The following is a 26229-nucleotide window of genomic DNA, read 5'->3' as shown; positions in this document are numbered from 1 at the left end:
ATGTTGGAGAGGTCACTCTCAATTGTGGAGTGAATTGCCACGAAGAAGACCAATAGATGAAATTGGGCGCAAACCATACGATCTGTTAGGAATCTTTCTTCTGATCATGGACCTGCGAATGATTCATCGGAATTCAGGGTTGGTAGGAGGTTCATTATAATGAGAAATATTGATCCATAGATGACGGGAGTCGTATTTTCGGGTTCCGGGAGAAAGATCGCTGTTTTGGCCGTTTTGGGTTGCTTCTTTCTCTTAAATGTCGGCTAGTTTAAGATCGCTTCTCGGGTGTCGACTGTGATGAATGTGACCCGAGCTGAATCGAAACCTGCCAATCCCCCCTTCGTATGTTTGTCATCAAACGCGCGAGTATCGCGCTGGTCATTGTTTTATCTCCGTGGGCTGCGGCCGTTGATCGAACCTGGGTCGGTGCCACTGGGAGTTGGAATGTCGATTCCAACTGGGATCCTGTCGGAGTTCCAGGGGCATCCGATATCGCCATCATCGAGAACGGGAATATTTCTGTGGATATTGATGTCACGATCGCGGGACTCGACCTGCGGAGTGGCACCGTAGACGCCAGCCAGGCGATGGAGGTGACGGAGTTCAGTTGGTCGGGTGGAACGCTCACGGGAGCCGGATTGTTTACGGTTCCGAGCGGTGGAAGTCTGATTGTCCCGACCGGGACGTCGATTGTTCAGCTGACGACCAAGACCCTGCGGTTGGAGGGTAATGCCGTTCTGGAAGATGGCCAGCTGCGGTTGCGGGACTCGGCGGTGATCGATAATCTTGGGGTCTTCGACTTCCAGAGCGATGTCTCAATCACGATTTTCGGTGGGGCGAATATGTTCAACAACGAGGGGACCCTGCGCAAGAGCGGAGGAGTGGGGGTCAGCCGGATCTTCCCCGGGGTCACGCTCAACAACACGGGTGAGGTCGAGGTGCTCAGTGGAACGCTTGATCTCAGTGGCGGGGGAGGGGGCACGGGGACGATGGATGGAGCGGCGGGATCGACGCTGCGGTTTTCGAGCAGCATGACTCTCGACGGTGATCTGAGTTCCGAAGGTGATGTGGAATTCGCTGCGGGGACGAGATTGGTCAACGGCGGTTACGATGTGTCTGGTCAGACAGTATTTGCGAGTGGCACGACCACATTTGCGCTGAAGCCAACGGAGATCCATTTCGACAGCGTCGCCGGAGAACTCAATTTCGCGTTCACCGACGAGATGGTGTTGGGGACGCTTTCGATGGACGGGGGGACCTGGGATGCAGCAGGGCCGATCCAGGTGGCTGATTTCATCTGGTCAGGAGGGACTCTCACCGGAGCGGGTCTGTTCACGATTCCGAGCGGCGGAATCCTGACGATTCCGACCGGGACTTCGATCGTTCAGCTGAGGGCCAAAACCTTGCGCTTTGAGGGTGATACCAATCTGGAAGATGGTCAGTTACGCATGCGAGACTCGGCAGTGGTCGACAATCTCGGAGTTTTCGACTTTCAGAGTGATGCCTCGATTTCGGTCTTCAGCGGGACCAATGCGTTCAACAATGAGGGGACCCTGCGCAAGAGCGGAGGAGTGGGGGTCAGCCGGATCTTCCCCGGGATCACGCTCAACAACACGGGTGAGGTCGAGGTGCTCAGTGGAACGCTTGATTTCAGTGGCGGGGGTGGCGGCACGGGGACGATGAATGGAGCGGCGGGATCGACGCTGCGGTTTTCTAGCAGCATGACGCTCGACGGTGATTTGAGTTCCGAAGGTGATGTGGAGTTCGCCTCGGGAACGAATACCATTGGCGGCGACTATGATGTGTCAGGAATGACGGTGTTTGAGAGCGGCACGACTACTTTTAGCTCGAAGCCAACGGAGATTCATTTCGACACGGTGGCGGGGGTGCTCAATTTTCCGTTCACCGAGGAGATGATATTGGGAACGCTTTCCATGGCTGGAGGGACTTGGAACGCCGCTGGACCATTGACGCTAGCAGATTTCACCTGGACGGGTGGGACGCTTGCAGGTGAGGGGCTGTTCAGAATTGCGGCTGGTGGGAGCCTGAGATTGCCGATCGGGGCGTCGATCGCCCAACTTAAAGACAAGACCCTGCGGCTGGAAGGGGATACGGTCCTGGAAGATGGCCAGCTGCGGATGCAAGGCTCTGCAGTGGTCGAGAATTTTGGGGTCTTCGACTTCCAAGATGACGCCTCGCTGACGGTTTTCAGCGGAACTCATGTCTTCAACAACATGGGAACCGTCCGAAAAAGCGGGGGAGCGGGGACGAGTAGTGTCCATCCGGCGATCGCCTTCAACAATACAGGTGATGTCGAAGTGCTGAGTGGAACGCTTCGGATCCGCGGCGATGTGACCCAGGACGACGGCAATATTCGAGTCATTGATTCCATCCTGAGCTTTGACAAACCCCTGAAGATCGATGGAGGCCGTTTGGAGGGGACGGGAACGGTGGTCGCCGACCTGAGCAATTCAAGCGTGATCAGCCCCGGTGCCTCGGCAGGCACGCTGACGATCGATGGGAGCTATGCTCAGTCGATATTGGGAACTCTCGAGGTGGAACTCGGCGGGCTTTCTGCAGGCGATCAGCACGACGTCTTAAGCATCGCAGGAGCGGCGATGTTTGCCGGCGGTATTGAGGTGAAGCTGTTAGGCGATTTCGTTCCAGTCCAGTATGACTCGTTTCAGATTGCGACGACGGGGGCCCGAAGCGGTGAGTTTCAAGCAGCCGGTTTTCCCATGCCCGGGGAACTGGGTTGGAGAGTCGTTTATGATGACAATCGGGTGACACTCGAAGTTTCGAATACCGTTCCTGTTTTTGGTGTTGGAAGCTCGCTCCTGGCAGGTCCGGAACAGACCGAGTTGTCGAGGGATCTCAGTGCGAGTGACGCCGATTCCCCTGCTCAGATTTTGAGTTATAGCCTGGTCGAGGGGCCGGTGGGGGCCGTTATTAATCCCACGACGGGTCAGTTTACCTGGACACCCCTTGAAACGCAGGGGCCTGAAACAGCGACCGTCATCGTAAAGGTCGTGGACAATGGTGTGCCATCGCTGTCCCAGACCTTGTCGTTTGAGGTAAGAGCCGAGGAGTTCAATCTGGCCCCCACACTTGATCTTCCGGCAAGTATTTCGGTAGACGAGCTGGAGGCGGTGGATTTTCAGATCAGTGCGATGGACTCGGACGTCCCTGCAAATACCCTTGCCTATGCGCTCGTCAGCGGTCCCGAGGGATTGACGGTCAATCCGACGAGCGGTGCGATTGTCTGGACTCCGACCGAGCAGCAGGGTCCCGGCGACCATGTGGTGACGGTCAGGGTCACCGACAGCAATCCCGTTGCGACGAATGAGAAGGCTTTGTCGACGGAAGGTAGCTTCACGATTCGGGTCAACGAGATCAATAGCCCCCCGAGTGTGACACCACCGGGTAGCCTATCTACTGATGAGATGACGCTTTTTGAAACGACGATCACCGTAGTTGATGGAGATTTGCCGGCGAATGGTTTTACTTTCGAGGTGGTCGGGGGTCCCGATGGACTCACCGTGGATACGAATGGAAAAGTATCGTGGACTCCAGCCGAAGATCAGGCACCTGAAGTTCACCCGGTATCGATTCGAGTGACGGACAACGGCGTTCCTGCCGAGAGCATTGACGTCGGTTTCAACATCACGGCGAACGAGGTGAATCGAGCTCCCGTGCTCGGTGAGATTGGGATCAAGTTGGTCCACCCGGATGCTCTGGTTGTTTTGACAGCAAGCGCGACTGACGAGGATCTTCCTGAAAACGAGCTAAGCTACTCAATCGTGTCGGGACCTAGTGGGGCGACGATCGACAGCACAAGCGGCCAATTCGAATGGTTTGCTCCGAAAGAGTCTGAAGGGATTATTGAAGAGGTGAAGATCCGCGTCAGCGATAACGGAGATCCCGCAATGAGCGATGAGGTGACCTTTACCATCGACGTCGGAGAGTCTCTGAAAATTACTGCAATTGATCTGACAAACGGGATTTTCAAGGTGACGTGGAATGCCATTGCCGGTCTTTCCTATGTGTTTGAGTCCAATGACGAGCTTGATGCCCCGGAGTGGGAGCCGGTGGGCGATCCAATCACCGCGGACTCGAATTCGGCCTCGGCCTCGGATTCGATATCGCCAGTTAGTCGGTTCTACCGGGTTCGTCAGCTGCCACCGTGATCATGGGTCAGGATTTGGGCACCCCCTGCAATTTCTGGAGGTTTGCCCGTCGTCCGTGACGAAGTGGAGATCAAGTGCCTGGATCTACGGAAGCAATAAGTGGCGGGAGTTGAGGGCTGTTGGCGGCGAGCAGAGGGCTTTTGGAGGTCAGGAAATTGACTTGGTGGGATGATCTGAACAACAAGCGCACTTGCCACGGAGGTGAGGATGCGGAGAGTTGGGGGGTGCCGAGGAAGTCGGACAGATGGACGTTGGCGGAGCTGATCGATTTCGAGACGGCGCTGACAGCGTGGACAGGGAAGGGAGCGCCTCGGCTGACGGTGGAGAAGAGTCATGCCGCGGGCATGAAGTGGTGGATGGAGAAGGTCGGTGCTTCGGGACTGGGTGCCCGCTGGGTGGCCTCGCTGAGTCTTGCAGGTTCCCTGTTGGCGCTTTTGTTCGCCGGGCTGGGAGCGGCGACGGCGTGGGGAACCTTCAATCGGGAGATCGGGGGCGTGCACGTGATCTGGTTTCTGGCAGTGGCCTTGTTTCTGCCGTGGGGATTTTTGGTGGGTGGAATGATCACCTGGCTTTTCAGGGGCCGTGTGGCGGCAAGCGGTCTGGCGGGATGGATCGTGGAGAGGCTCTCGGTGCGCTTGGCCGGTCGCAAGGCTCAGGCGGCGATCAATCGGGTCAAGGCGAACGGCGAGCTTTCGAAGGTCGTGGTTTGGCGGTTGGTGAGATTGAGTCAGTGGATTGCGTGTGCCTTTCACGGGGGGGCTTTGGCCGGGCTGGGCGCGATGGTGCTTTTCAAGCAGGTCGGTTTCTTTTGGGAAACGACGACGCAGCAGGCGATGGAGCAGATTCTAACAAAGACGGTATCCGTCCTTTCGCAGCCATGGTCGTCGGCCGCGCCGTGGGCGGTTCCGGATGTGGTGGCGTCGCGTCGGGGTCCGGAATGGATTGGCGGAGGTGAGGATTGGTGGCCTTTCTTGATTTTGGCGCTGTTAGTATGGGGGGTGTTTCCGCGTTTGCTGTTGGTCGTTTGGGCGGTGGTGAAGGAACGCCGGGCATTGAGCGCACTGACATTCCAAGCGCCCCATCATCGCAAGCTGTGGCGGGCGATGACTGCGGTGAAACGAGGCGAAGAGCCGAGCGGGCCGGTCGATGGAGCGCTGGTGGTCGCCCTCGATGGGGCAGAGCTTTCTCAGAAGGAACTGAGGCCGTACATGCTGCGCGTCCTGAGGCTGAACCCGACGGCGTGGGAGCGGCTTGGAGTGCTCGACGAGGATCACGAAGAGGCGGCACGCGCGGCTTTGAAGAAAGCGCCGGCGGGGATCGTTCTCATGGCCGAGGGCTGGTCACTGGCACCTCGCTTGGTGGAGAAGGTGCTCGCTGAGGTCGCGACGAAAGCCGGAGAACGACGGGTCGTGTTGCTGGTCGGGAACCCGACGCCAGGCGGCGGAATGAAGCCGGTCGAGGCGGATCAGCGCGAGCAGTGGGAGAAATTCATGGATGGGCGGAAAGGTAGTGAGGTTGAGCTGGTATTTTACGAGGAGGTGGTGACATGAATGGCTGGTGGAAAGATGGCGTGCCGGCCTTTGTGGTGGTCGGAAGGGTGAATGCCGGGAAGTCATCGACCTTGGCGACGCTGCTCGAAGTCGATGACGACGAGGTGCTTCGTGTCTCTGCGACGCCCGGCGAGACCACCGGGGTGCAGGCCCTGCCGGTGGTTTACGATGATGAGGAATGGATGAGGTTTTTCGATACGCCGGGATTTCAGCAACCGATCGAGGCAATGCGCGAGATCGAGCGGATCGCCGGTGCTCGTTCACCGGGGCCGGATGACCTGAAGGTCTTCATCGAGGAATGTGGTGAGCGTTTTCCCGACGAAGTCCGACTGCTGGCTCCAATCGTGAAGGGCGCGGGGATTCTGTATGTGGTCGATCCCTGCAAGCCGCTGCGCGACACCTATCTGGCGGAGATTGAGATCCTGCGCTGGAGCGGCCGACCGCGGCTGGCTTTGCTCAATCCTCAGGGTGAGCCAAACGAGAATGAAGAAGCCTGGCGTGACCGGCTTGGAACTTCTTTCAATCTCGTGCGGACCTTCGATGCTCATGAAGCGAGGTACGATGAACGTCGTAAATTGCTGCTGGCACTTCTGCAGATCGAGGAGCGGCATGCGGAACGGATCGAATGGGTGGTCGAAGCGATGAACGCCGAGTGGGGCCAGCGTCGCGAGGACGCGGCCGAGGCGATTTTGGATTTCCTGGAGAAGTCGCTGATGCTGCGGACGACGGATTCGCTGGATGAGCGGGATGAAGGGGTGCCGGCGCGACGCGAACGCAAGCAGACCGCGCTGGCGGAGGAGTATTTTTCGAAGTTGGCGAAGCTGGAAAAGAAGTGCGTCGACAAGCTTCTGAGCACCTACCGGCATCACTTGATCGAGTTGGACGTGGATCCGGCGAAGCATCGCGGGCTCGATCTGGCGACGGATGAGACGTGGCGGAAGTGGGGACTGAACCGGCTGCAGCTGACGGCTGCGGGGGCGCTTGCCGGCGGGGCGGCAGGTGCGATCTTTGACCTGGGTGTCGGTGTCCACAGTCTCGGGGCGGGTACGGTTCTTGGGGCTTTGAGTGGTGGGACAATGGCCTTTTTCAAAGGCGGGCAACTTCCCGAGCTGAAGGTGAAGCTGGGAGGCGGAGTGAGGCTCAAGGGGGGTGACGGGAAGTCGATCGTGATGGGTCCGCCGGCGAGTTTGAATTTTCCGTGGATCCTGCTCGACTCGATGCTGCTGCGCTACCGGGGGATTCTCGAGCGGGCGCACGGGCGCCGGGATGAGAGGCGGCTCGACATCGGCGACGGCGAAAGTCTGGTGCGGCAGTTTCCGTCGGACCGCCGGACGCTACTTCAGAAATGGTTCAATTCGTGTCTGAAGGGTTCGCCGGATCGTGGCAAGGAGCCGGATGTTTTTGCCGCTCTGGTCAAGGCCCTCGAGGAATTGGAGAGCTGAGTCAGTGGGTGGCGACAAGGATCGAACCGAGCAGCGCGAGGACGGTGCCGATCGCCTTGCGGACGGTGAACTTCTCTTTGAGAAAGAAGTAGGCCATGATGATGATGAAAACGGTGGAGAGCTGGTTGTAGATCGCGGCGCGTCCTGCGATCAGATACTTGAAACCAGTGACCCAGAGCAGGGTCGCGAGGAAGGGACCGAAAAATGCCATCGGGATGGTGGTGAGCCAGGTATCGCGCCGACGGAAGCCAGCAAACAGCACTTCCGGCATGGCCTTTCGATAGCGAAAGATTCCCCAGAGAAGGATGACGATCGTGGCGATGAGGAAGCGGTAGCCGGTGATCCAGACAAGGGGTCCCTCAAGATAGATGTCTCGCACCATCAGAATTCCGAGGGCCATCAGGACGTGGGCACCGGCAGCGAGCGCGATGCCGACCCACAGGTCGCGTGGCTGTTTGATTTCTGCGGTCATCGCTGCCCCGACGAAGACCCCGGAGACGACCAGTGCACCGCCGATCAGTTCCCAGGCATTCAGCGTTTCGCCGAACATGATGAAGCCGATCGTGATGATGACCGGGGAGTAGAGGCAATCGGCGAGGGCTTGGAGGCTGGCGCCGAGCCGGTTGAGGGCGGCGGCGATCATGGTGTCGGCCAAGGAGATGCCGATAATGGCGCTGATCGCGATACGCAGGTGGGCGCCTTCGGGGAGTTCCGGCCACCAGTTTTCTCCGAGCGCCAGATGGAGCAGGGCGAGGCAGGCCAGCGCCACCGTGCTCTTGAAGAAATTCAGTGGCAGCGGCGGGATCTGAAATCCGGAGACCCTCATCAGAATCACGGAGATCGCCCACACGAATCCAGAGGTAATGGCGCAGAAGTCCCCGATGGGCATGGGGGGAGATTGGGAGCCTTATCAGCGGCATGCAATGTCGGTGTGCTTTCCTTGCGAGTCGGCTGCAGCTACGCTCTGGCAACGAGATGCGAAGGGAAGCCATCACCGCCTATCCGGCACTGGAGAACGAGCTGGGCCGTCAGCTCCGTGAGGCGGCAGTGGACTACGCGAGCTTCGATCGAAGACTGAGCTTTTGCCAACTCGGGCAGTGTCGTGCGAGCTGCTGTCACGACGGGGTTTTCCTGAGTCAAGAAGAGCAAACGGGCATCGATGAGGCGCTGAGCATCGGGAAGACGCTCTTGAATGACTACGGCTGGAGGCCGGGTCGCTGGCTCACGCATTTGGACGGTCGGGCGAAGAGCATCACCGTCGAATCAAGTGATCTCGCCGAGAAGTTTCCAAAACACTTTCCCCGAACCCGCTGTGTGTTTCTTGATGACGAGCACCGCTGTGTCCTGCAGCGCCTGGCCGTTGACGAGGGAAAGCATCCGTGGTTCTGGAAGCCGATCTCATGCTGGATGCATCCGCTGGTGCTGAAGCCGGGACTCCGGGGTGAACGACCGCTGCTGATGCTGCCGGGTCCTGGAAATGACCCGGCTGCGAAGCCCGGATATCCCGGCTTCTCTGCATGCACACCATGCGGGATGGAATCCGCCGCCGGCCGTCCCGCCTGGCAGACGCTCGGTGCCGAATTGGAGTTGCTCGGTGACATCGGAGGGCGCGATTTCGTAAAGGAAATCGCGACGGCGGTTTCAGTATCCTGACGCGCCGGGTCAGGTTGCGGACAGCATCGGAAGCGACGAGAAAAAGCGCGGAAAACCGCAGGGCTGGAAGGTCGATGCGAAGCTCAAGCTACTTGCTTGAAACGGATCAGCCTCCTCCGTTGGGGGGACGGAGGAGGCCTCTGATCCAATCTCACCGGGTGGAGGGGATCCGGCAAAATCGGAAGGGATTCAGCGACTCGCGTTATTTTCTTTTTTTATTATGGGGAATCACCACCACACAGCTGGCGGTGCTGGTGTTTCCGGTGAGATCCATGACCTCACAGCCAATCGAATAGGTCCGGCCGGACCGTCTGCCGTCACGCTCAGCACGGAGCTGCACGGTGCCGACAAAAGCTCCGAGGCATTCATTGTAGGTCAGGTCGACCGGAACCGGCGAGGTGTAGCCGTCAAGTCCGTCGACATCACCCGTGAAACGGCCGTCGCCCTTGGCGTCATCCGATTCATTGCTGGATACCGTTGCCGTCAGGACCAGATCATCCGGCTCGCTGCAAAGATCGGTGACGGCCACCTGGATCTCGACCTCCTTCATCTTGTGGTTGGGAGGCCACATGACGGCGAGGTCGGTGGTGCAGATCATGGCGGGAGGCGTGGTGTCCTGAATGGTGATCAGGACATCGGCGGTATCAAAGCCACCCTTGCCATCGGTGACGATCAGAGTGGCGAGCGTTGGGCCAGGCGGGAACTGACCGACCGGCGTGGCGCTGTTCGGATCATCAAGACTCACGCCGGCAATGCACCATTCGTAGGTTAGATCATCGCCATCGGGATCGGAGGATGCGCTACCATCCAGCTGGACCGCGGTCAGTTCCCCCTGACATTCAACGAACTGATCTTCGCCGGCGTCGGCGACCGGTTCTTCATTCGGTGGGATCCATTGCACGAGCAAGTTGTCGAAGAACATCGTTACGCCACGCGAATTGACACTTAGCCCGGGCTTCAATGTCAGTGGAAGTCCCGATATGTCTTGGGTGTGATCGATGTAAAGCGTGTCGTCGACGTAAACTTTCAATTGTCCTGCGTCATCGAGCTCCATGCGGATCCGGTAGCTCGTGTCCGCTGATACCGCTATGTCTGTCTGAACACGGTTCCAAACTCCGGCGATCACGTAGTCAACCATGAGGTCCTGTTGATCGTATTGAATGAAGGCAGAGATTCGATTCTGAATATCCGAGGCCCACTCGAGTCCCGCAGCGGAGCGGGTGCTTTGGTTTGGAGTAGGCTCGAAACGGACATCCGCCGACAGCGAGGTGTATTCGATTTCGAGGTCGCTGTTGTAGAAGGCTCCTGCCACTCCGAATCCGCCAACATGATCGAAGACCAATTCCTCGTCGGCGACGAACACATTCATTGCGGCCTGGCCCCCGCCTCGGGGAGTTTCGACCGTATAGTTTGAAAGGGCAGCAGGATCCGAATAATCATCAATCACCCATAAGGTTGGATCATTGAAGGAGCCGCAATTGCTCTGGGCCTGCAAGGCACAACAAAAGAGCAGTGATCCGAAGGAACATGCCAAGCGGCTAGTCCATCCGGTGGCAGGCCGTGAAAAGATTGGGTTTGGAATTTTCATGGTTTCGGTTGGTTCGGGTTGCACGTCATCCGGCGAATCCCCCATTTTTCGTCGAGGACCTTCTCCGGGGCATAAGTCCACTATCGGCGCTTCTGAGATGGAGGAAAGTCGGCTGTTGAGCCGACACCGGGCCTTCGGCCGCCATCAATCCATGGCTTGAAAAAGCAGCCTTGGACGGTCAACCACGAGCGGATCGGCAGCTTTCCTGTCTGGCTCAGCACAGGCCAAGTAGCAGGCCTTCGTGGGTCAGCAGCTTGTGCTTGATGTCGAGACCACCACCGAATCCTGTCAGAGAGCCGTCGGCGCCGATCACCCGGTGGCAGGGAACAATGATCGAGATCGGGTTCGAGCCGTTGGCCAGCCCGACGGCGCGGACGCTGTTGGGATTGTTGATGCGTTTGGCGATGTCGCCGTAGCTGCAGGTCTCACCAAAGGGGATCATGGAGAGTTGCTGCCAGACGCTCTCCTGGAAGGCGGTGCCACGGCGGTCGAAGTCGATATCGAAGGTCTCACGCTCTTTGGCAAAGTATTCAGCAAGCTGACTCTCGGCATTCTTCAGATGGGGATTGGCGGCATCATCCCCTGGGCGATCAATTTCCGGGACGCGATGGATGAAGAAGAGTCCGGCAAGGCCCTTTTTGGTAGCGAATAGCACCAGCCCTCCGACCGGACTGTCCATTTCCCGTGAGCAGGTGGCATGGTCGGGGAAATTCTTCATGACCCCAAGGTCGCACCAAATTGAAGAAGGATCAATCTTGATCAGCTTGGGAACGAGGAAGGTTCGGGATTCAATCCAGTCCCTTCAGTCCGTCGAGGCTTTCACGATTGTTCTTCGACTGGTAGTCCACGATACCCTCGTCGCCTTTGGTTTTCGCCCACTTGAGGAGGACGTCGCGATCGCCTTTGTATGCGTATAAGGGCACCGAATAGCCGCAGGAGTCGCTGATGCGGTCGACTTCGATGACGATGATCGACCGTGCACCGGGGTAGTCCACGAAATGCGGGAGGAATTCGTCGTATGCGGGCGTTCCCTTCTGCAGGGCGCGTCCCTTGCCGTGGAAGCGGATGATCTGGGGTGGTCCTTCGAAGGCGGTCATCATGATCACGATGCGGCTGTTTTCCTTGAGGTGGGCGATGGTTTCCACGCCGCTGCCGGTGAGGTCGAGGTAGGCGACGGTTTTTGGTCCGAGAATGCGGAAGCTGTCCATGCCTTTGGGTGAGCAATTGATCATGCCATCGCCCGCAAGGGGTGCGGTGGCGACGAAGAACATCTTCTGCTTTGCGACCCAGTCGCGGATTTTTGGATCGATTTCAGGGTATTCCTTGGACATGGCGGGAGCTTAAGGTTGTGGTTTTTCAGCGTGTTTCTGGACCATTGAGTTTCGGCAAAAATCTCTCGCGTGAAAGGCAACACTTTTTGTGTGCAGAACACAAAGGCCAAGCGGCCAATCTTGCGATCCTGATATGGTGGGTCTTGTGGTTGAGGGCAATCGGGATTGAAATGGTGACTGATGCCGGGTTTCAAAAAGCTGAAGGTTGCAGTGGTCGGTTGTGGGACGGGTGGCCCGGCGGCAGCGACCCTGCTGGCCCGGCATGGACATGAAGTCGTGCTTTTCGAGCGGGCGTCGGAATGCCGCGCGGTGGGGGCGGGTTTCCTGCTTCAGCCGTCGGGGATGGCAACGCTTTGCGAGTTGGGGATTTACGAACAGGTGAGGGCCTGCGGCGCGCGGGTGGAACGGCTTCACGTGGTCGATGAGCATGAGAACGATTTCCTCGATCTGTATTATGCCGAGCTTGGCGATGATTTGTTCGGGCTTGGTCTCCATCGTCCGGTGCTGCTTCATTATCTGATCGAGGCGATGGACACTGCTGGTGTGGAGGTCCGCTGGGGTTGGGAAGTTGGTGAGGCTGTTAGAGAAAGCAAGGGGTGGCGCGTGGAGTCGGAAAGTGGAGAGATTGAAGATGGTTTCGATTTGTTGATCGTGGCCGATGGAGCGAGGTCGACTCTTCGCGCGAAGCTTGGCTTTCGCGGCACGGATCGCGGTTACCCTTGGGGTGCGCATTGGTTCATCGGCAAGAATGGCGGAACTCTGCCTGAGGGGGAACTCTTCCAGATGGTGAAGGGTACGAAGAGGCTGTTAGGATTTCTCCCCACCGGTCGCGAAATCGATGGGGTGGATCCTTTGGTCAGTTTGTTCTGGAGCATCAAGCTGTCGGATGATGATGTCATCCGCTCGCGACCTCTTGATGAATGGAAGCGGTCGATCCTCGAGCTATGTCCCCGCGCCGATTTCCTGCTGAGTCAAATCGATGATTGGTCGCAGGTGCTCACGGCACGTTATGGAGATGTCGGCATGAATCATTGGCATGATGAGGGAGTCGTCGTCATCGGCGATGCCGGACATGCGATGAGTCCGCAGCTTGGCCAGGGCGTCAACCTCGCGCTGGCGGATGCTTCCTGTCTGGCGCGAAACCTCGCGGAGTATCCTTTGAATCAGGCACTGGTCCGCTACAGCAAGGATCGGCGTTGGCCACTCGCCTACTACCGTCTTGCGAGCAGCCAGCTGACGCCGTGGTTTCAATCGGATATGGAGTGGCTAACGCCTTTCCGGTCGGTATTTTTCCGCGCGACGCAGCGATTGCCGCCGGCACGGAAATTCATGACGAAAACCATGGCGGGATTGGTGGGGTTTCGACGGCTATAAAGTTCGTGTCGGTCTCCCATGGTCATCCGAGATCTGATTTGATCGCATGGTTCCATGATTGAGTGTCGGCCGATTGGTATTTGTTCGTGGGACTTTGATCTCAGAGGTGAAGGCCATGTGGCGAGACTTGGATTCGGTTGGCCGACGGAACAGGGATGGATGAGCATTGATGGGCGGTCCTATCGTATTGAGAAACAGGGTTTCCTCAGTGGTACGTGGGAGTTGGTTGAGGGTGGCAAGGTCAGGATGAGCGCCGCGAAACGCAGCGCCTTCACCCGCAGCTTTGATATGGTGACGCCCTTGGGGGCTTTCAGGCTTGAGGCGGCGTTGTTCGCCGGCCGGACGATGAACCTCGTCGGTCCGGGAACGGATGTTTCAATCGGTCCAATCCACGCCTTCACAAAGCGGGCGACCATCACAGGACGCTTGCCGGATTTTGAAGTGGCTGCCTTCGCCTTCTGGTTGACGGCTCTTACTTGGAGGAGGGCGGCAAACAACCACGTTGCCTCAAGTTGATTCCTTGGTCTCAACTTGTCTGATGGTGAACCTGGCGACGGCGCGGCGAGCTTTCCAGAGACCGACCAGGAGCCAGCCAACCACGAGTAGTCCAACGAGTTGCCAGAACCAGAAAGAGTTGGGAATGGCTTTGACGATCTCTCTCGGGATGTCGTCGTTGGGAATGGAAACCACGGCACCATAAACTGGCCACGAAAGGGGGCAGATGCCCATCAGCCAGATCGAGGCGGTGGCAAGCTGATCGCTTGAAACGGCCAGCACGGTGCCGACGAAGATCGGAACCACTCCGGCGAAGATCGTGGTCATGCCGACCGCTCGCTTGCCTTTTCCTTCCAAGAGTGCGCTGAAGCCGAGGCCAGCGGTGATGAAAACGACGACCATGGCAACAGGAGCGACCGAGGTCGGTTCGTAGCCGACGAACCAGCGCGACTCCAACAGGATGCGGGCGAAGGTCCACCAAGCGAAGGCCGCCATGCCGATCATCAGCATCACCCACGGCACGCCGGTGGCGGCATCGCTGGTCAGCGGCAGATGCTTGCGATCGACTTTCCGAGCCCGCCGCCAACCGCGCATCTGGCATTCGTGATTCGGAGTGATGATCAGGGTCATCCACCACATCATCAGCAGGGAAACGAGGCCGAACAGTCCGACCATGACGAGGCCTTCGGCGGGATCCGGTGTCCAGTTCGCGGGATTAATCTGAGCGATGCGGCCGAAGCGACGCCCCAGCTCGCGTGAAGGAAAGAGCTCGCCGGTATCGATCAGCGGAAGTGAGTTGCCGAGCAAGACCAACTGGATCCAGGCAAACAGACCAACCGCACCGATCTTTCCAAGGAGGTGCGATTCGGACCGCCGCCAGCGTCGCCACAGCATCGTCACCATCGCCAGGATCAGGATGCCTTGCGAAAGCAGGGTGAAGATCGTTTGAGGGAGATTGAGGCCAAAGAAGCGCGCTGTCGGGACCAGCGATTGATAGGTTTCGACGAGGGCCCCGGCGCGGCGGTTGATGAGGTAGGGAAAGCACTCTTCAACCACTGGCATGATTGTAACATACTTGAAGTAGACCAGGCCGAATTTCGCCGCCTGGGGAACCAGCGTGTAGAGCACGAAGACAAGCCCCATCGAGCTCAGGAAGGCCCAGCGGCGGTTCTTCATCACCGTCCCGGCGAGCAGACCTGTTAGATGATAGAGAGTGCCTGCGACCACGAACACGGCATACAGTTGCAGGCAGATGGAGAGCGGGACTTCACCCTGCCACATCGAGAAAATGGAGAAGGGCAGGGTCGCCACGAACATCACCCATTCCCGAATCGGCAATCCAAAGAGGTAACCAGTGACTTTGGCGAGGGGAGTCATCGGGGCGAGTCGCTGATAGTCGAGGACGCCTTCGTCGGCCTCCGCCGTCATGGCTCCGGCGACCTGACCGGTGGCAAGCACGAAGAGGATGATGCCTTGAAGGACCAGCAGTGGAATCAGTGGGATGCGTGCCGCGTCCTCGATCGACATGTTGCCGCGGTGCATGGCGCCTTCCCGCGAAACGAAGAAGATGAAACCGGCGATGAGCACCGCGAGCAACAACCAGACACCAAGACCCACAGGTCGCAATCGGCTGCGAGCGTAGCGGCGCACGATTGGGTTCGCCCAAATCATCCAGAAGGGAACCGGTTTGCGAAGGGATTGACTCATGGTTCCCGATTTCCCTCCGCGACTTGAACGAGAATCTCCTCGAATGATGCTTCCTCTTCTTTGAAAGACTTCAGACCCAGGCCGGCAGCCGCCATTTCGCGTAGTAGCTCGGCTTGTGAAGGATCATCACCCGAGTAGCCGAAGATCACCCTTTTTCCATCGGTCCTGACTTCGCCCACACCATGTCGGCCATTGAGCCATTCCATCAGAGCGTCAGCTTGTTCCAGAACGGTGGCTGTTAGAGCGCGTTCGGTGCCGCCGAGAGTACGTCGGAGTTCATCTGCGGTTCCGACGCCAAGGATTTCGCCCTGGTTCATGATGCACATGCTGGAGCACATTTCCGCCAGCTCGCTGAGGATGTGTGAGCTGACCAGGACCGTCGCGCCTTCCCGTGCAAGATTCTGAAGAGCGTGACGCATTTCCCGGCGCGAGAGCGGATCGAGTCCACTGGCGGGCTCATCGAGGATCAGGACTTTCGGTCGGTGGAGCAAAGTCTTTGCCAGCACCAGCCGCTGGGTTTGACCCCGTGAGAGTTGTTTGCACCAAGCACTGCGTTTGTCGTTCAGGTTGACGATTTCGAGGCATTCGTTGACGCGATCAAGCCTCTGACGGCGGGTGCCAAGCCGATGGGTGTCGGCATAGAAGGCGAGGAACTCCCACAATTTCAGATCCGATGGAACGGGTGCGAGGTCGGGCATGTAGCCGAGGATCTCACGGGCGTCCTCCGTGTTTTCCATGATGTCGATGCCTGCCAAGCTGACTTCTCCGTAGGTCGGCTCCATCAGGGTGGCGAGGACCTTGAAGGTGCTCGTTTTTCCTGCACCGTTCGGACCGACGAGACCAAAAACCTCGCCGTAGGGAACGTCGAGGCTGACGTCATTAACTGCGACGAACTCGCCGTAGTCGACCCGCAGATCCTTGATTTTGATCGAGGTATTGCTCATCAGAAACTGTCGCCCTCGAGCAGATCCCAGTTCTTAGGGAGTGTGAGCCCGACTCGGCGCATTTCCGCCTCGGCTTCGGCTCTGCGGGCTTCGCGGCGGGCGTCGAACTCGGCTTGTTGTTCGGGACGGAGGATGTTTCGAATGGCAGCATCGCGGCTTTGGCGGTCAAGCGCGCTCTGGTCGGCCCCCATACCATCGTAATCGAATGCTCCCACTTCATAGCCTTCCGCTCCGCGTGCAAGGATTCCGAAAGCCTGATCCTGCTGGGCTTCATCAAGCTCGACCATCTCGTCGAGCCGGGCGAGCCCGCGATTCGCTTCCGACTGCACCCGCTCGGCACCTTCTTTGGCACGTTGTTCTCGGAACTCCGTCAACTCGTCACCCTCAAGCATGCCTTCCATCACTTCGTCGATGCCTTGAGTATCTCGCCAGTCGTACTCCGTCGCCTGCACGAAATCCACGAAGCCGCTGGTGTCGCTATTGACCACCTGCGAAAAGGCTGCGGCCTTCTCCTTGTTCTTCTGGAGAAACCACTCCCGAAGTTGTTTTTGCTCGGAATCGCTCAAGTCATACTTTCGCGACCACTCACCGGTCATGTTGTCAGCCCAATCCTCCTGATTGATTTCGCGCATCCGGTCGAAAAGGGGAGCCATCTGTCGCATCCAGGGTTTTATCGTAGAGAAGACATCGTCGAGGCTGACGTCCTTGCCCTCGCGGATGTCCTGCATGATGTCGCGGACGCCATCCTTGACGCCCCGTGGTCCCTCATTGCCCGACTGAGCCTGGAGAATCTGGATTTTGCGCTGCGCCTGTTTCAGATCCTGCTGGACGATTTCAAGTTGCTCTTCCGGACTGTCTTCCTTGGCGGGTAGGCTACGGGAAAACATCAGCGCTCCCGTAGCTCCGACCAGCAGGCCGATGATTAATCCCAGTGCTTGTTTCATATCATCAGGCTTTCAGGCCTGCAGCGGGGCACAAGGGGACAATCGCCCATTTTTGTAATGGCATGACACTCAAGAAGCCCGGCCCCCGATCCGCTTCCATCCCCAGAAGAAGGAAAAGATCGCGGCGCTCCAAGTGACGAAGCAGACACCCCACCAGACGCCCCACAAACCCCAACCCAAGGTGAAGATGAGAGTGTGAAAGACGACGATGGGGGCGACGAGTTGGCGATACAGTCCGATCCAAAGTCCGTAGGTCGGCCGCTTGAGACCTTGCAGTGCGAAGACCGTGACGAAGAGCACCGGGTAAGCCGCCAGAGTCAGTGAGGCACTGAGCAGGTAGTCACGGCCGTGAGCGATGACCACCGGGTCGTCGGTGAAAACGCGCATCGCGAGGTCGCGGGTCAGCACCACCAGCAGGCCACCGACGATCATCATCAGGGCCCCGTATTTCACATTGGTGATCCAGGCTTCGCGAACGCGGTGAAGGTGGCCTGCTCCGTAGTTTTGACCGACGATGCTGAGCACCGCGGCGTTCAATCCGATCGAGGGCATCAGCACGATTTGTTCGATGCGGGTGGCGATGCCGGTCGCCGCGACGGCTTCCTGCCCGAAGTTCTTCACGAACCAGGTCATGACGAAGACGCCGATCGCGATGGTCAGCATGTTGAGGGCGGCCGGCACGGCTTGTCCGGCGATACGACACAGGGTGTCGCGGTCCGGTTTGAGATCATGAAACCTCAGACCACGGTGGACCTCGGACTTCGCGACGTGGGACCACAGGTAGAGTCCGCCGCCGATCTGTACGATCACGGTGGCGAGGGCGATGCCACCGACGCCCATCTTGGGCAGCCCGAACCAGCCGAGAATGAAGAGTGGGTTGAGCAGCAGGTTGGCGAGGAAGCCGGCGATGAGGAAGTTGCGGTAGGGCAGGGTGTTGCCTTCGGCGGAGAGCGCGGAATTGACCACCATCGGCAGCAGCACGAAGACGCCGCCGGCGAGAATCACGTTCATGTAGGCGAGCGCCGTGCCGAGATAGGCACCGTCCGCGCCGAGTTGACGGAACAGCCACGGAGCCGCCAGCCAGCCGGCGAATGAAAGGATCAAGCCGACGACGATGACGAACAGCAATGCCTGGGCAAAGACCTGCCGGGCGTCGCTGGAGTTTCCACCACCCAGTGAGTTCGAAAGCAGAGCGGTGGTGCCTTGGGCGATCCCGCTGCCGAAAGCGAACACCGTGAAGAAGACTGGAAAGGATAGGGAGAGCGCCGCAAGTGCCTCCGTGCCGAGCCAACCGGCACAGAAGGTGTCCACCACGTTGAACATGGTGTTGAAGAACATCCCGATACTCATCGGCAGGGCGATCTGCCAGGTGAGTTTCGGGATGGGGTCGGTGGTGAGCGAAAGCGCCGGCTTCACGGATTCAATCCGCGGATGATCGCGGCGATCTGTCCACGATGGATGCCCATGTGCATGCTGGCGAGCGCAAGCCACTGGAATGCGTCCATTGGTCCGAACCATGGGTGGGGGCAGCGCGCTTTTGATTTCAATTCGCCTGCTCTTGAAATCCGGGCAAGGAAGTCGTCGCAGCCTTGCTCGAAGCTTGCCTCGATCGCCCCGGTGACGCCCGGGTCGGGTTTCACGTCAGCCGTGCCGATGATCACGTCGGGAGTCCGCTCCTGACTCAGCTCGGCAATGAACTCACCCACTCCGTCGTTGACGATGCGGAGATGATCGAGCGTCATCCAGACAGACCAGTTTCGACTGCTGTCTTCCATCCCCCGGCGGCGCGGAATGAGCACCGGCGTGCCGCGTTTTTCAGCAGGACACGAATCGAGAAGAGCTCTTATCCTGGCCCTCTCCTCACGGAAACCTTCGAGAAGCGAATCGCGCCTGCCCACCCGGCATTTCAGCGCGAACAGCTTGCGCGCGACGAAGAGTTCAGGGGCGGGAAGACCCGCTCCGGGAGCGGCCAGTTGGGGTTCGGTGATGGCACTCATGACGTCCACAGCGTCCCACATTACTTGCGAAACACAAGTAAAAATAGTTTCGAATTGCAAGTGATGCTGGGTTAGGTTCTTTGCATGCCGGTGAGAAAGTCAGCGAAGAAGATGGCCAAGCGGGGAAGAGCGACGACGAAAGATGAACGTCGCTCGCCTTGTCCTGTGGCCTGTGCACTCGACATTTTCGGGGACAAGTGGACGCTGCTGATCATCCGCGACCTGGTCCTCGGTCGCAGCCGCTTCAAGGATTTTGTCCAATCTCCCGAAGGGATTCCCACCAATATTCTGAGTGATCGACTCGAGCGGTTGCAGGAAAGGGGAATGGTTGAACAGGTCCCCGCCACGGAAGGCGGCAAGCGGATGGCTTATGCTCTGACCAGGAAAGGCGAATCCCTCGCTCCGATCCTCGCCGCGATTCGCGATTGGGGACTGGAGTGGGAGCCGGGCACGAGACTCGGATTGATGGACTGATGGCGACGGCCTGCCACGCGCTGCTGCTTTGATCGTCGACCATTTCAGCGCGGGGGGCAGTGGGAGCGACCCGCCTTTGAAGACCTCTGAATACTGAAGCCGAAAATTTGAGGCTTACTTCCTGGTTCAATAGCAGCGATGCTTGACTCGTCGGTGACAGAACGGCAGCGGATTCTCCCACCAGTTCGACGCTCGACCTGCCTGTGAGTCAACCGCCCGACCCAGCCACACGCGCTTCGATCATCCCTGCCCCGTCCCAACTCCCCGTCCCAATTTTGAATTTAGAAATCATCCATACGACGCGATACACCTATGATTGTCCGGTGCAGTTGCACCCGCATCTTCTCTACCTGCGACCGCGGGAGAACTCGCTTCTGCATGTGGAGAGTTTTGAGCTCTTTCTTCAGCCCGCGGGGACCATCCACTGGATGCGTGACGACTTCGACAACATTCCGGCCAGTATTCATTATGCCGCGATTTCCGATGTTTTGGAGATTCGCTCGGAGTGCGTCGTGAAGACCACGGATCTGGCTCCCTTCGATTTCATGGTCCGTGATTATGCGCGGACCTTTCCTTTCGCCTACGAGGCGCTCCATCAATTCAATCTTTCGCTCTACCTGGCACCTCCTCCGGCAGACGTTCAGGAGGCGCTGGAAGCCTGGTTGAAGAGCCGCTTCATCTATCGGCCCACGGACACGGTTGCCTGGCTGTTCGCACTGATCAGGACGCTGAACGAGAATGTCAGATACGAGCGTAGGGACGAACAGGGAATCCAAGAGCCGCTGGAAACCATCAAGTTGAACTCCGGCTCCTGTCGCGACTACGCCACTCTCTTTGTGGCCTGTGCCCGAACGATGGGGATGGCGGCCCGGTTCGTCAGTGGCTACCTCTACGATCCAGGCCTCGACCCCTCGCTTCCCGGTGACATGCATGCCTGGGTTGAGGTGTTTCTTCCAGGAGCTGGATGGCGGGGAATCGATCCGACCTATGGGATCTTCTGCCACAACTACTACGTCCCTGTCGCCCACGCGGTGGTGGCTGAAAGCATCAACCCGATCCAAGGATCCTTCTACAGTTCGGCACCTGTGCTTGCCACACTGACGAGCGATGTAAGGATCAGACCGATCACGACCACAGGGAAGTCTCCGACGGCCGCGGCCAATCCGGCGGCCCCCGTGATGGGATCCCAAAGCAATAGCCAAAACCTGTCGACGGACGCGGGCGGACTCGCGTAATCAACAGACAAGGCTTCAAACAGTAAATTTTCCGTTCTACCTTTCGACCGATTCATGAATATCCAATACGATCCAGGGAGCTTCTTCGATGAGATGTTCGAAGCGGATGGAACCCCCCGGCCTCACTATTCGAAGTTGGTTCAGGGGCTTGCAGAGCTGAGTGTCGAAGACTTCCAGACCCGCCGGGAAGCGGTTGACCTGACCTTTCTCCAGCAAGGGATCACCTTCACTGTCTATGGCGACGAGGAGAGCACTGAGAAGATCTTTCCCTTCGACCTCATGCCCAGAATCATTCCGGCGAACGAATGGTCGCATCTGGAGAAGGGGCTTATTCAGAGGCTTACCGCGCTGAATCTTTTCCTGCATGACATCTATCATGATCAGAAAATCGTCAAAGATGGGATCGTCCCCTTGGAAGTCATCATGTCCGGCAAGCACTTCCGGAAGGAGATGGTTGGCTTCAGTCCGCCGAAAGACATCTACATCCATATTTGTGGAACAGATCTGATTCGCGATGAAAAAGGCGAGTATCTCGTGCTGGAAGACAATGGACGCTGTCCATCGGGCGTTTCCTACATGATCGAAAACCGCAAGGCGATGAAGAAGGCCTTCCCCCGGCTCTTTCCGTCGAGTGGAGCCCGGACCGTCACCGACTATCCGGACAAGCTTCACAAAGCGCTTCAGTACATCTCCCCGCACGGTGGGAATCCGACGATTGCCGTGCTCACGCCGGGTGTTTTCAACAGCGCTTATTTCGAGCATTGCTTCCTCGCACGACAGATGGGTGCCGAGATCGTCCAGGGTCAGGACCTCGTCGTGGAGAAGGATGACTGCGTCTACATGAAGACGACTGTCGGACTGAAGCGGGTGGACGTCCTTTATCGGAGGATTGACGACGACTTCATCGACCCCGAGGTCTTTCGCAAGGACTCCTTGCTCGGTGTTCCGGGGCTGATGCGGGCGTATCGGGCCGGCAACGTCAGTCTGGCCAATGCCATTGGAACAGGCATCGCGGATGATAAGGTGACCTACTGCTTCGTGCCAGCGATGATCAAATACTATCTCGGAGAGGACCCTATCCTGCCGAATGTCGAGACATGGCTTCCTTATCGAGAGGATGACCTCAAGTACACGCTCGAGAACATGGAGAAGCTGGTCGTCAAGGCGGCCAATGAAGCCGGAGGCTACGGCATGCTCATCGGTCCGAGCGCATCGAAGAAGGAAGTGGCGGAGTTTCGTGAAATGGTGAAGAAGAATCCACGCGACTTCATCGCCCAGACCCCGATTTCCCTATCCCGACACCCAACCTACGTCGATGAAGGTTTTGACGGACGCCACATTGATCTGCGACCCTACATCCTGCAGTCGGACAAGGTTCGTGTCATGCCCGGTGGTCTTACCCGGGTCGCGCTGCGCAAGGGCTCGCTCGTTGTCAACTCCTCCCAGGGCGGGGGAAGTAAGGACACCTGGGTTCTCAACGAGGATCAGTAGTCTGCCGTCATCCTGTCTTATCTAACTTCAATTTCATTTTTATTATGCTTTGCCGAGTCGCAGATTCCCTATTTTGGATGAGCCGTTACATCGAGCGCGCCGAAAATACCGTCAGATTGGTTGATGTGACGCATCAGACCCTGCTTGAATCCGAGCACTCCAGCGAGGAGGTCGCTTTCAAAAACTGGATTCCGACACTGGAAACCCTGGGAGACCTTGCTCGCTACAACGAGCTTTACGAAGAGCGCTCAAGTCGAACCGTGACGGAGTTCCTGACCTTCAGTTCCTCGAATTCCAGTTCCGTCTACAGTTGCATTGCGAGTGCCCGCGAGAATGCGCGGATGATCCGCGATCAGATTTCCACCGAGATGTGGGAGGCGCTGAACAAGCTCTATCTCTTTGTAAAGCGTGCGGATGCGGACACCATTTGCAGGGAGTCCGATTTTGCCTTCTTTGAGAAGGTCAAGGATTTCTCCCATTTGTTCCGGGGGATCATCGAGTCCACTTTTCCCCATGACTTGGGTTATGACTACGTCGTTTGCGGGAGAGAGATCGAACGTGCGATCAAGACCTGTCAGATTCTTGGCACGAAGCAGTTCATGCCCTCGATGGTGGATTCGCCGGATGATGCGCTCGATGCCGCCCAATACGCGGCGATTCTGCGGAGCAGTACGGGTTTTGAAGCGTTCCATCATGAGCATGGTTCCGACCTCGATAGTCTTCCCGTCCGTCAGTTCCTGCTGCTTTCGCGGATTTTTCCTCGCTCGGCACTTTATTGCATCCAACGGCTTCAATTGGCCATGCACAGGATTTCGGGCTGTCCGACGACTTATTATTCGAATGAGGCCGAGCGCCTCACCGGCAAGCTGGTGGCCAATCTGAACTATGCAGTCGCCAGCGATCTCAATGGAGTGAAGGGAGATTCCTTGATTAGGGAAATCCAGGTCGATTTGGAAGAGATCGCGACGGCCTTCAGCCTTCAGTACATGGGGGTGGCGATCTACGATCCGGTGGCGAAGGCCGTGGCCGTTTAGGGAATCACGATCTCCGCGTTCTCTTCGGAAGTGATGGTTACCTGTTTTTCCTTCTCCTCACCGCCATGCGTATAGCGGAGAATGAGCTCTCCGGCGGGAAGTTTGTGGAGTTTGTCGCCGGTCACTCCCCGGGCGACAAGTGTGTCCCCTTGGTAAATCTCATACGGGACCGCGAGTGCCTGCTTCATGGCATCAGATAGGGCTTCGGCGCTTGGGGCGTTGAGATACTGACCTCCACCCAGAGCCGCCCAGCTTTCGAAAGTTTGGCGGAGATTCTCGTCGTCGATCGCGTAGCCGACGATATTCACCCGGAGGTCGGTGCCGGCCTTCCGCAAGGCACGGATGGTCAGGGCAGGATCGCCGTCACAGGTTTCCTCACCATCGGTTAGAAGAATGACGATGCGCTCGCCGGGGACTTCCGCCAGGTCGGATGGGACGGCGGCAAGCGAGGCGGCGATGGGAGTTTTGGCCAGGTTGATTGCATTGATGTTTCCGATCTGAGCCCCGTGCACGACCGGGTCGAGCGGACTGAGTGGGATCTCAAGATCGGTGCGGCAACTTTCGGCTTCCTTGTGGCCGAAGACCCGGAGAGCAAAGGGGGTGCCGGCGGGAATGCTTTCACTAATCAGGGAGATGAGCGTTTCGCGGGCAATTTCGATCCGGCGTTTCCCGTCCATCTTCTGGAGCATGCTGCCGGAGGCATCGAGAATCACCTCGATCGCAGAACCATTGCCAAAGCTGGTTTGCGGGTTTGCGCGTACTGTTAGAGTGCCAGGTTGTGTGGGGGCCGGGATGACTTTGAGTGGGCGTGAGGTGAGGATGCTTTTCTCACGGGTGCGGTATTGGAGCAGGTAGTCACCGGGTTCGTCCGGAGCGAACATGACTTCAGTCGATTCCGAGGGATCGAGGTAGGAGTAGGTGACGAGAGTATTTTCGTCGTCGGGTTTGATGGTGACGATGAGGTCCTGACGGTTGCCCGGTCCACTCCAGCGGACTTCGAATTGGTATCCGGCAGTCACTTCCGCGGGAGCCTCCAGGGTGGCGGAGGTGGGAACGATTTCCACTGCACGCTGTCCGAGGACCTTGTCGCCGGAAACATAGACCAAAGTGTAAGTGCCGGGAGATTCAGGGACTTCAAGTGCAATGGCTTTCGCCTGGCTGTTGCCGGTGTAACTTCGGCCAGCAACCTGCTTGCCATCCGCGTCGCGCAGGGTGATGAAGTCGCCGGTGTTATCGGGGCCTTCCCAGAAGATTTCCAGCATGGTGCCCGCTTGGACGGTGTCCGCCGCTGTCAAATTTGCGGCTGTCCCTGCGACGTTGATGAGATGCTTCGCCAGGGTGACGTCTGACATGGAATAGATGACCGAATAGGCGCCGGCTTCCATCGGAGCGCGGAGCTTGACGGTTCCGTCTTTCGAATTCCCTGCGTAGACATAACTCCGGGCCTTGATTTTCTCTCCGTCCGGACCGGCGAATTGAATCAGGTCCTTCGGATAGGCGGGGCCAGTGAAGGTGATGACGACGTTCTCGCCGATTTTCGCGGAGTCGGGGCCTGAGAGAGTGGCGGTGACGGCAGTGGCTTGGAATTTGATGAGGCCCGCGGGTTCCTTGCCTTTTTCTTCGAAGATGATCCCATATTCCCCTGGGACAAGCGGCGCGGTGAGTTTCACGGAAGTTCCTTTTGCCGCCGATGGAGGGGTGTAGGCGTAGGATCCCCTGAACTTGGAACCGTCGGCTGCGGCGACTCGAATCAGGCCTTGTGGCTCCCGTGCGTCCCAAGTGACTTCAAAGACGCTTCCGACCGGGACTTCCGCTGGTGCCTTCAGGCCGATTTCTGCCAGGCCCATCGTGCTGAGGCCAAGCAGGCTGCTGATCGCGAGGATGCTCGTGAGGATTCTTAGTTGGATGGGCCTGACTTCCGAAGACATGCCATGACCCTCCCAAGACAAGCCGTGACTCGACAAGGGAAAAACGTTGAGCGAGGGGTCTCGGATCGGAGTGGTCCGCCCGGTGCCAGTTCAGTCGGGTTTTCGCCGACCAAGTGGTCCCAAGCATGGGATTTCCCGACGGTGCCGATGGGCAATCTCTTGCCGATGCAGAAGCCGCAGGATTTATCAGGGTCTGCGGCGGCGAAGCAGACCGAGCATGCCCCCGCCCAGCGCCAGGATGGCAACTGACGGTTCCGGGATCACGGTCACCGTCTCGATGCTTCCGATGATCTCGGTGGTTCGATCGGGGTTTCCGGGATCCACCCAATTGATCGTAATGAAACTGGATGAGGTGCCCGCGAGCACAAGACTGGACTCGGGAGTCAACAACTCGGGAGGCGTCTCGCTCAGCAAACTTTCGCTGAAGTCGAGAATCGTGAAATTGATGAACTGAAGGACGAGATCGTCTCCACCTCCGTCATAGTCGGAGCCGGAAAGGTCAGGGAGCGAGCCTTCGTCAGGGAAAAAATCGAAACTGAACTGATGGTTGTCCGGATTGCGCACCGTAGTCAAGCTACCCAACCCGGCGGCAAGGTCGTAGGGAGTTTCAGAAATGAAGTCCTCGATGGAGAGACCAACGTCTGAAATGGCATCAAAACTACTGACGTTGCTATTTCCTCCGGTTCTCGAAGCGGTGTCATCAAGGGTGAAGGTGAGGGTGAAAGCCTCACCTCGTGCGCCGCGAAGCGCCAACACCCTTCGGAGTGGGAGACTCCGGCCAGCCTCGGGCGCATCCGGGCTGAGAACTGGAAGTAACTGCGTCGCCGCGAGGCGGGGTGGGAAGCAACGAAAGGA

The 26229-nt window shown here is 58.1% G+C and carries 21 protein-coding genes; 10 read left to right on the top strand and 11 right to left on the bottom strand.

What is annotated here, in order from left to right:
- Positions 1-344: 344 nt before the first annotated feature.
- The 3 genes from WBG04_RS12200 (at position 345) to WBG04_RS12190 (ending at position 7179) form a co-directional block, all read left to right on the top strand.
- The gene (locus WBG04_RS12200) at positions 345-4187 is read left to right on the top strand and encodes a putative Ig domain-containing protein (RefSeq protein WP_424314710.1); all 3843 of its coding nucleotides are present in this window, start codon (positions 345-347) and stop codon (positions 4185-4187) included.
- A 155-nt stretch (positions 4188-4342) separates the two neighbouring features.
- Complete coding sequence (locus WBG04_RS12195; RefSeq protein ID WP_424314709.1) at positions 4343-5737, top strand: DUF2868 domain-containing protein; 1395 nt, start codon at positions 4343-4345, stop codon at positions 5735-5737.
- Positions 5734-7179, top strand: coding sequence for a GTPase/DUF3482 domain-containing protein (locus WBG04_RS12190; protein WP_424314708.1), 1446 nt, complete (start codon positions 5734-5736; stop codon positions 7177-7179). The genes WBG04_RS12195 and WBG04_RS12190 overlap by 4 nt, the downstream gene beginning before the upstream one ends.
- A gap of 1 nt (position 7180) precedes the next feature.
- On the opposite strand, the gene WBG04_RS12185 is transcribed toward WBG04_RS12190, so the two are convergent.
- Complete coding sequence (locus WBG04_RS12185; protein ID WP_424314707.1) at positions 7181-8068, bottom strand: DMT family transporter; 888 nt, start codon at positions 8066-8068, stop codon at positions 7181-7183.
- 86 nt (positions 8069-8154) lie between these two features.
- Here WBG04_RS12185 and WBG04_RS12180 point away from each other — a divergent pair, with 86 nt between their 5' ends.
- Positions 8155-8832, top strand: a complete 678-nt coding sequence (locus WBG04_RS12180) for a hypothetical protein (RefSeq protein WP_424314706.1) — start codon at positions 8155-8157, stop codon at positions 8830-8832.
- A gap of 202 nt (positions 8833-9034) precedes the next feature.
- On the opposite strand, the gene WBG04_RS12175 is transcribed toward WBG04_RS12180, so the two are convergent.
- From WBG04_RS12175 to WBG04_RS12165, 3 genes are all read right to left on the bottom strand, one after another.
- A complete protein-coding gene (locus WBG04_RS12175) occupies positions 9035-10420 on the bottom strand; it encodes a hypothetical protein (RefSeq protein ID WP_424314705.1) in 1386 nt (461 codons plus the stop codon).
- 214 nt (positions 10421-10634) lie between these two features.
- Positions 10635-11138, bottom strand: coding sequence for a methylated-DNA--[protein]-cysteine S-methyltransferase (locus WBG04_RS12170; RefSeq protein WP_424314704.1), 504 nt, complete (start codon positions 11136-11138; stop codon positions 10635-10637).
- A 70-nt stretch (positions 11139-11208) separates the two neighbouring features.
- Complete coding sequence (locus WBG04_RS12165; protein WP_424314703.1) at positions 11209-11751, bottom strand: pyridoxamine 5'-phosphate oxidase family protein; 543 nt, start codon at positions 11749-11751, stop codon at positions 11209-11211.
- A gap of 180 nt (positions 11752-11931) precedes the next feature.
- Between WBG04_RS12165 and WBG04_RS12160 the strand changes: the two genes are divergently transcribed.
- Both WBG04_RS12160 and WBG04_RS12155 read left to right on the top strand, forming a co-directional pair.
- Positions 11932-13125, top strand: coding sequence for an FAD-dependent oxidoreductase (locus WBG04_RS12160; protein WP_424314702.1), 1194 nt, complete (start codon positions 11932-11934; stop codon positions 13123-13125).
- A gap of 54 nt (positions 13126-13179) precedes the next feature.
- On the top strand, positions 13180-13641 hold the full coding sequence (locus tag WBG04_RS12155; RefSeq protein ID WP_424314701.1) for a hypothetical protein: 462 nt from the start codon (positions 13180-13182) through the stop codon (positions 13639-13641).
- Here the strand turns inward: WBG04_RS12155 and WBG04_RS12150 are convergent.
- The 5 genes from WBG04_RS12150 to WBG04_RS12130 all read right to left on the bottom strand — a co-directional run bounded on the left by WBG04_RS12150 (position 13633) and on the right by WBG04_RS12130 (position 19212).
- A complete protein-coding gene (locus WBG04_RS12150; protein ID WP_424314700.1) occupies positions 13633-15327 on the bottom strand; it encodes a hypothetical protein in 1695 nt (564 codons plus the stop codon). The genes WBG04_RS12155 and WBG04_RS12150 overlap by 9 nt on opposite strands.
- Positions 15324-16271 (bottom strand): ABC transporter ATP-binding protein, encoded by a 948-nt coding sequence (locus WBG04_RS12145; protein WP_424314699.1) that lies wholly within the window; start codon positions 16269-16271, stop codon positions 15324-15326. Before WBG04_RS12145 ends, WBG04_RS12150 begins: the two co-directional genes overlap by 4 nt.
- Positions 16271-17215 (bottom strand): hypothetical protein, encoded by a 945-nt coding sequence (locus tag WBG04_RS12140; protein WP_424314698.1) that lies wholly within the window; start codon positions 17213-17215, stop codon positions 16271-16273. Before WBG04_RS12140 ends, WBG04_RS12145 begins: the two co-directional genes overlap by 1 nt.
- A gap of 69 nt (positions 17216-17284) precedes the next feature.
- Entirely contained in the window at positions 17285-18631 is a 1347-nt protein-coding gene (locus tag WBG04_RS12135) for an MATE family efflux transporter (protein ID WP_424314697.1), read from the bottom strand.
- Positions 18628-19212, bottom strand: a complete 585-nt coding sequence (locus tag WBG04_RS12130; protein ID WP_424314696.1) for a DinB family protein — start codon at positions 19210-19212, stop codon at positions 18628-18630. The genes WBG04_RS12135 and WBG04_RS12130 overlap by 4 nt, the downstream gene beginning before the upstream one ends.
- An 84-nt stretch (positions 19213-19296) precedes the next feature.
- Here WBG04_RS12130 and WBG04_RS12125 point away from each other — a divergent pair, with 84 nt between their 5' ends.
- The 4 genes from WBG04_RS12125 (at position 19297) to WBG04_RS12110 (ending at position 23446) form a co-directional block, all read left to right on the top strand.
- Positions 19297-19686: a winged helix-turn-helix transcriptional regulator gene (locus tag WBG04_RS12125; RefSeq protein WP_424314695.1), complete on the top strand. Its 390-nt coding sequence runs from the start codon at positions 19297-19299 to the stop codon at positions 19684-19686.
- Between the two features lie 275 nt (positions 19687-19961).
- The gene (locus tag WBG04_RS12120) at positions 19962-20921 is read left to right on the top strand and encodes a transglutaminase family protein (protein ID WP_424314694.1); all 960 of its coding nucleotides are present in this window, start codon (positions 19962-19964) and stop codon (positions 20919-20921) included.
- Positions 20922-20975: 54 nt separating this feature from the next.
- The gene (locus WBG04_RS12115; protein ID WP_424314693.1) at positions 20976-22412 is read left to right on the top strand and encodes a circularly permuted type 2 ATP-grasp protein; all 1437 of its coding nucleotides are present in this window, start codon (positions 20976-20978) and stop codon (positions 22410-22412) included.
- A gap of 44 nt (positions 22413-22456) precedes the next feature.
- On the top strand, positions 22457-23446 hold the full coding sequence (locus WBG04_RS12110) for an alpha-E domain-containing protein (protein WP_424314692.1): 990 nt from the start codon (positions 22457-22459) through the stop codon (positions 23444-23446).
- Here the strand turns inward: WBG04_RS12110 and WBG04_RS12105 are convergent.
- Both WBG04_RS12105 and WBG04_RS12100 read right to left on the bottom strand, forming a co-directional pair.
- Positions 23443-25374 (bottom strand): vWA domain-containing protein, encoded by a 1932-nt coding sequence (locus WBG04_RS12105; RefSeq protein WP_424314691.1) that lies wholly within the window; start codon positions 25372-25374, stop codon positions 23443-23445. The two genes, WBG04_RS12110 and WBG04_RS12105, sit on opposite strands and share 4 nt — an antisense overlap.
- A gap of 186 nt (positions 25375-25560) precedes the next feature.
- The coding region (locus WBG04_RS12100) for a hypothetical protein (protein ID WP_424314690.1) at positions 25561-26229 on the bottom strand (669 nt) is incomplete at its 5' end.

It is taken from the genome of Haloferula sp. (genome assembly GCF_049672945.1).
Classification (GTDB): domain Bacteria; phylum Verrucomicrobiota; class Verrucomicrobiia; order Verrucomicrobiales; family Akkermansiaceae; genus Haloferula.
This window is presented reverse-complemented; position numbering and strand designations above follow the sequence as displayed.

Excerpts from the sequence above, each read along its gene's own strand:
- WBG04_RS12200 (WP_424314710.1), top strand. The coding sequence starts at position 345 with ATGTTTGTCATCAAACGCGCGAGTATCGCGCTGGTCATTGTTTTATCT.
- WBG04_RS12190 (WP_424314708.1), top strand. The coding sequence starts at position 5,734 with ATGAATGGCTGGTGGAAAGATGGCGTGCCGGCCTTTGTGGTGGTCGGA.
- WBG04_RS12185 (WP_424314707.1), bottom strand. The coding sequence starts at position 8,068 with ATGCCCATCGGGGACTTCTGCGCCATTACCTCTGGATTCGTGTGGGCG.
- WBG04_RS12180 (WP_424314706.1), top strand. The coding sequence starts at position 8,155 with ATGCGAAGGGAAGCCATCACCGCCTATCCGGCACTGGAGAACGAGCTG.
- WBG04_RS12175 (WP_424314705.1), bottom strand. The coding sequence starts at position 10,420 with ATGAAAATTCCAAACCCAATCTTTTCACGGCCTGCCACCGGATGGACT.
- WBG04_RS12170 (WP_424314704.1), bottom strand. The coding sequence starts at position 11,138 with ATGAAGAATTTCCCCGACCATGCCACCTGCTCACGGGAAATGGACAGT.
- WBG04_RS12165 (WP_424314703.1), bottom strand. The coding sequence starts at position 11,751 with ATGTCCAAGGAATACCCTGAAATCGATCCAAAAATCCGCGACTGGGTC.
- WBG04_RS12160 (WP_424314702.1), top strand. The coding sequence starts at position 11,932 with ATGCCGGGTTTCAAAAAGCTGAAGGTTGCAGTGGTCGGTTGTGGGACG.
- WBG04_RS12155 (WP_424314701.1), top strand. The coding sequence starts at position 13,180 with ATGATTGAGTGTCGGCCGATTGGTATTTGTTCGTGGGACTTTGATCTC.
- WBG04_RS12150 (WP_424314700.1), bottom strand. The coding sequence starts at position 15,327 with ATGAGTCAATCCCTTCGCAAACCGGTTCCCTTCTGGATGATTTGGGCG.
- WBG04_RS12145 (WP_424314699.1), bottom strand. The coding sequence starts at position 16,271 with ATGAGCAATACCTCGATCAAAATCAAGGATCTGCGGGTCGACTACGGC.
- WBG04_RS12140 (WP_424314698.1), bottom strand. The coding sequence starts at position 17,215 with ATGAAACAAGCACTGGGATTAATCATCGGCCTGCTGGTCGGAGCTACG.
- WBG04_RS12130 (WP_424314696.1), bottom strand. The coding sequence starts at position 19,212 with ATGAGTGCCATCACCGAACCCCAACTGGCCGCTCCCGGAGCGGGTCTT.
- WBG04_RS12125 (WP_424314695.1), top strand. The coding sequence starts at position 19,297 with ATGCCGGTGAGAAAGTCAGCGAAGAAGATGGCCAAGCGGGGAAGAGCG.
- WBG04_RS12115 (WP_424314693.1), top strand. The coding sequence starts at position 20,976 with ATGAATATCCAATACGATCCAGGGAGCTTCTTCGATGAGATGTTCGAA.
- WBG04_RS12110 (WP_424314692.1), top strand. The coding sequence starts at position 22,457 with ATGCTTTGCCGAGTCGCAGATTCCCTATTTTGGATGAGCCGTTACATC.
- WBG04_RS12105 (WP_424314691.1), bottom strand. The coding sequence starts at position 25,374 with ATGTCTTCGGAAGTCAGGCCCATCCAACTAAGAATCCTCACGAGCATC.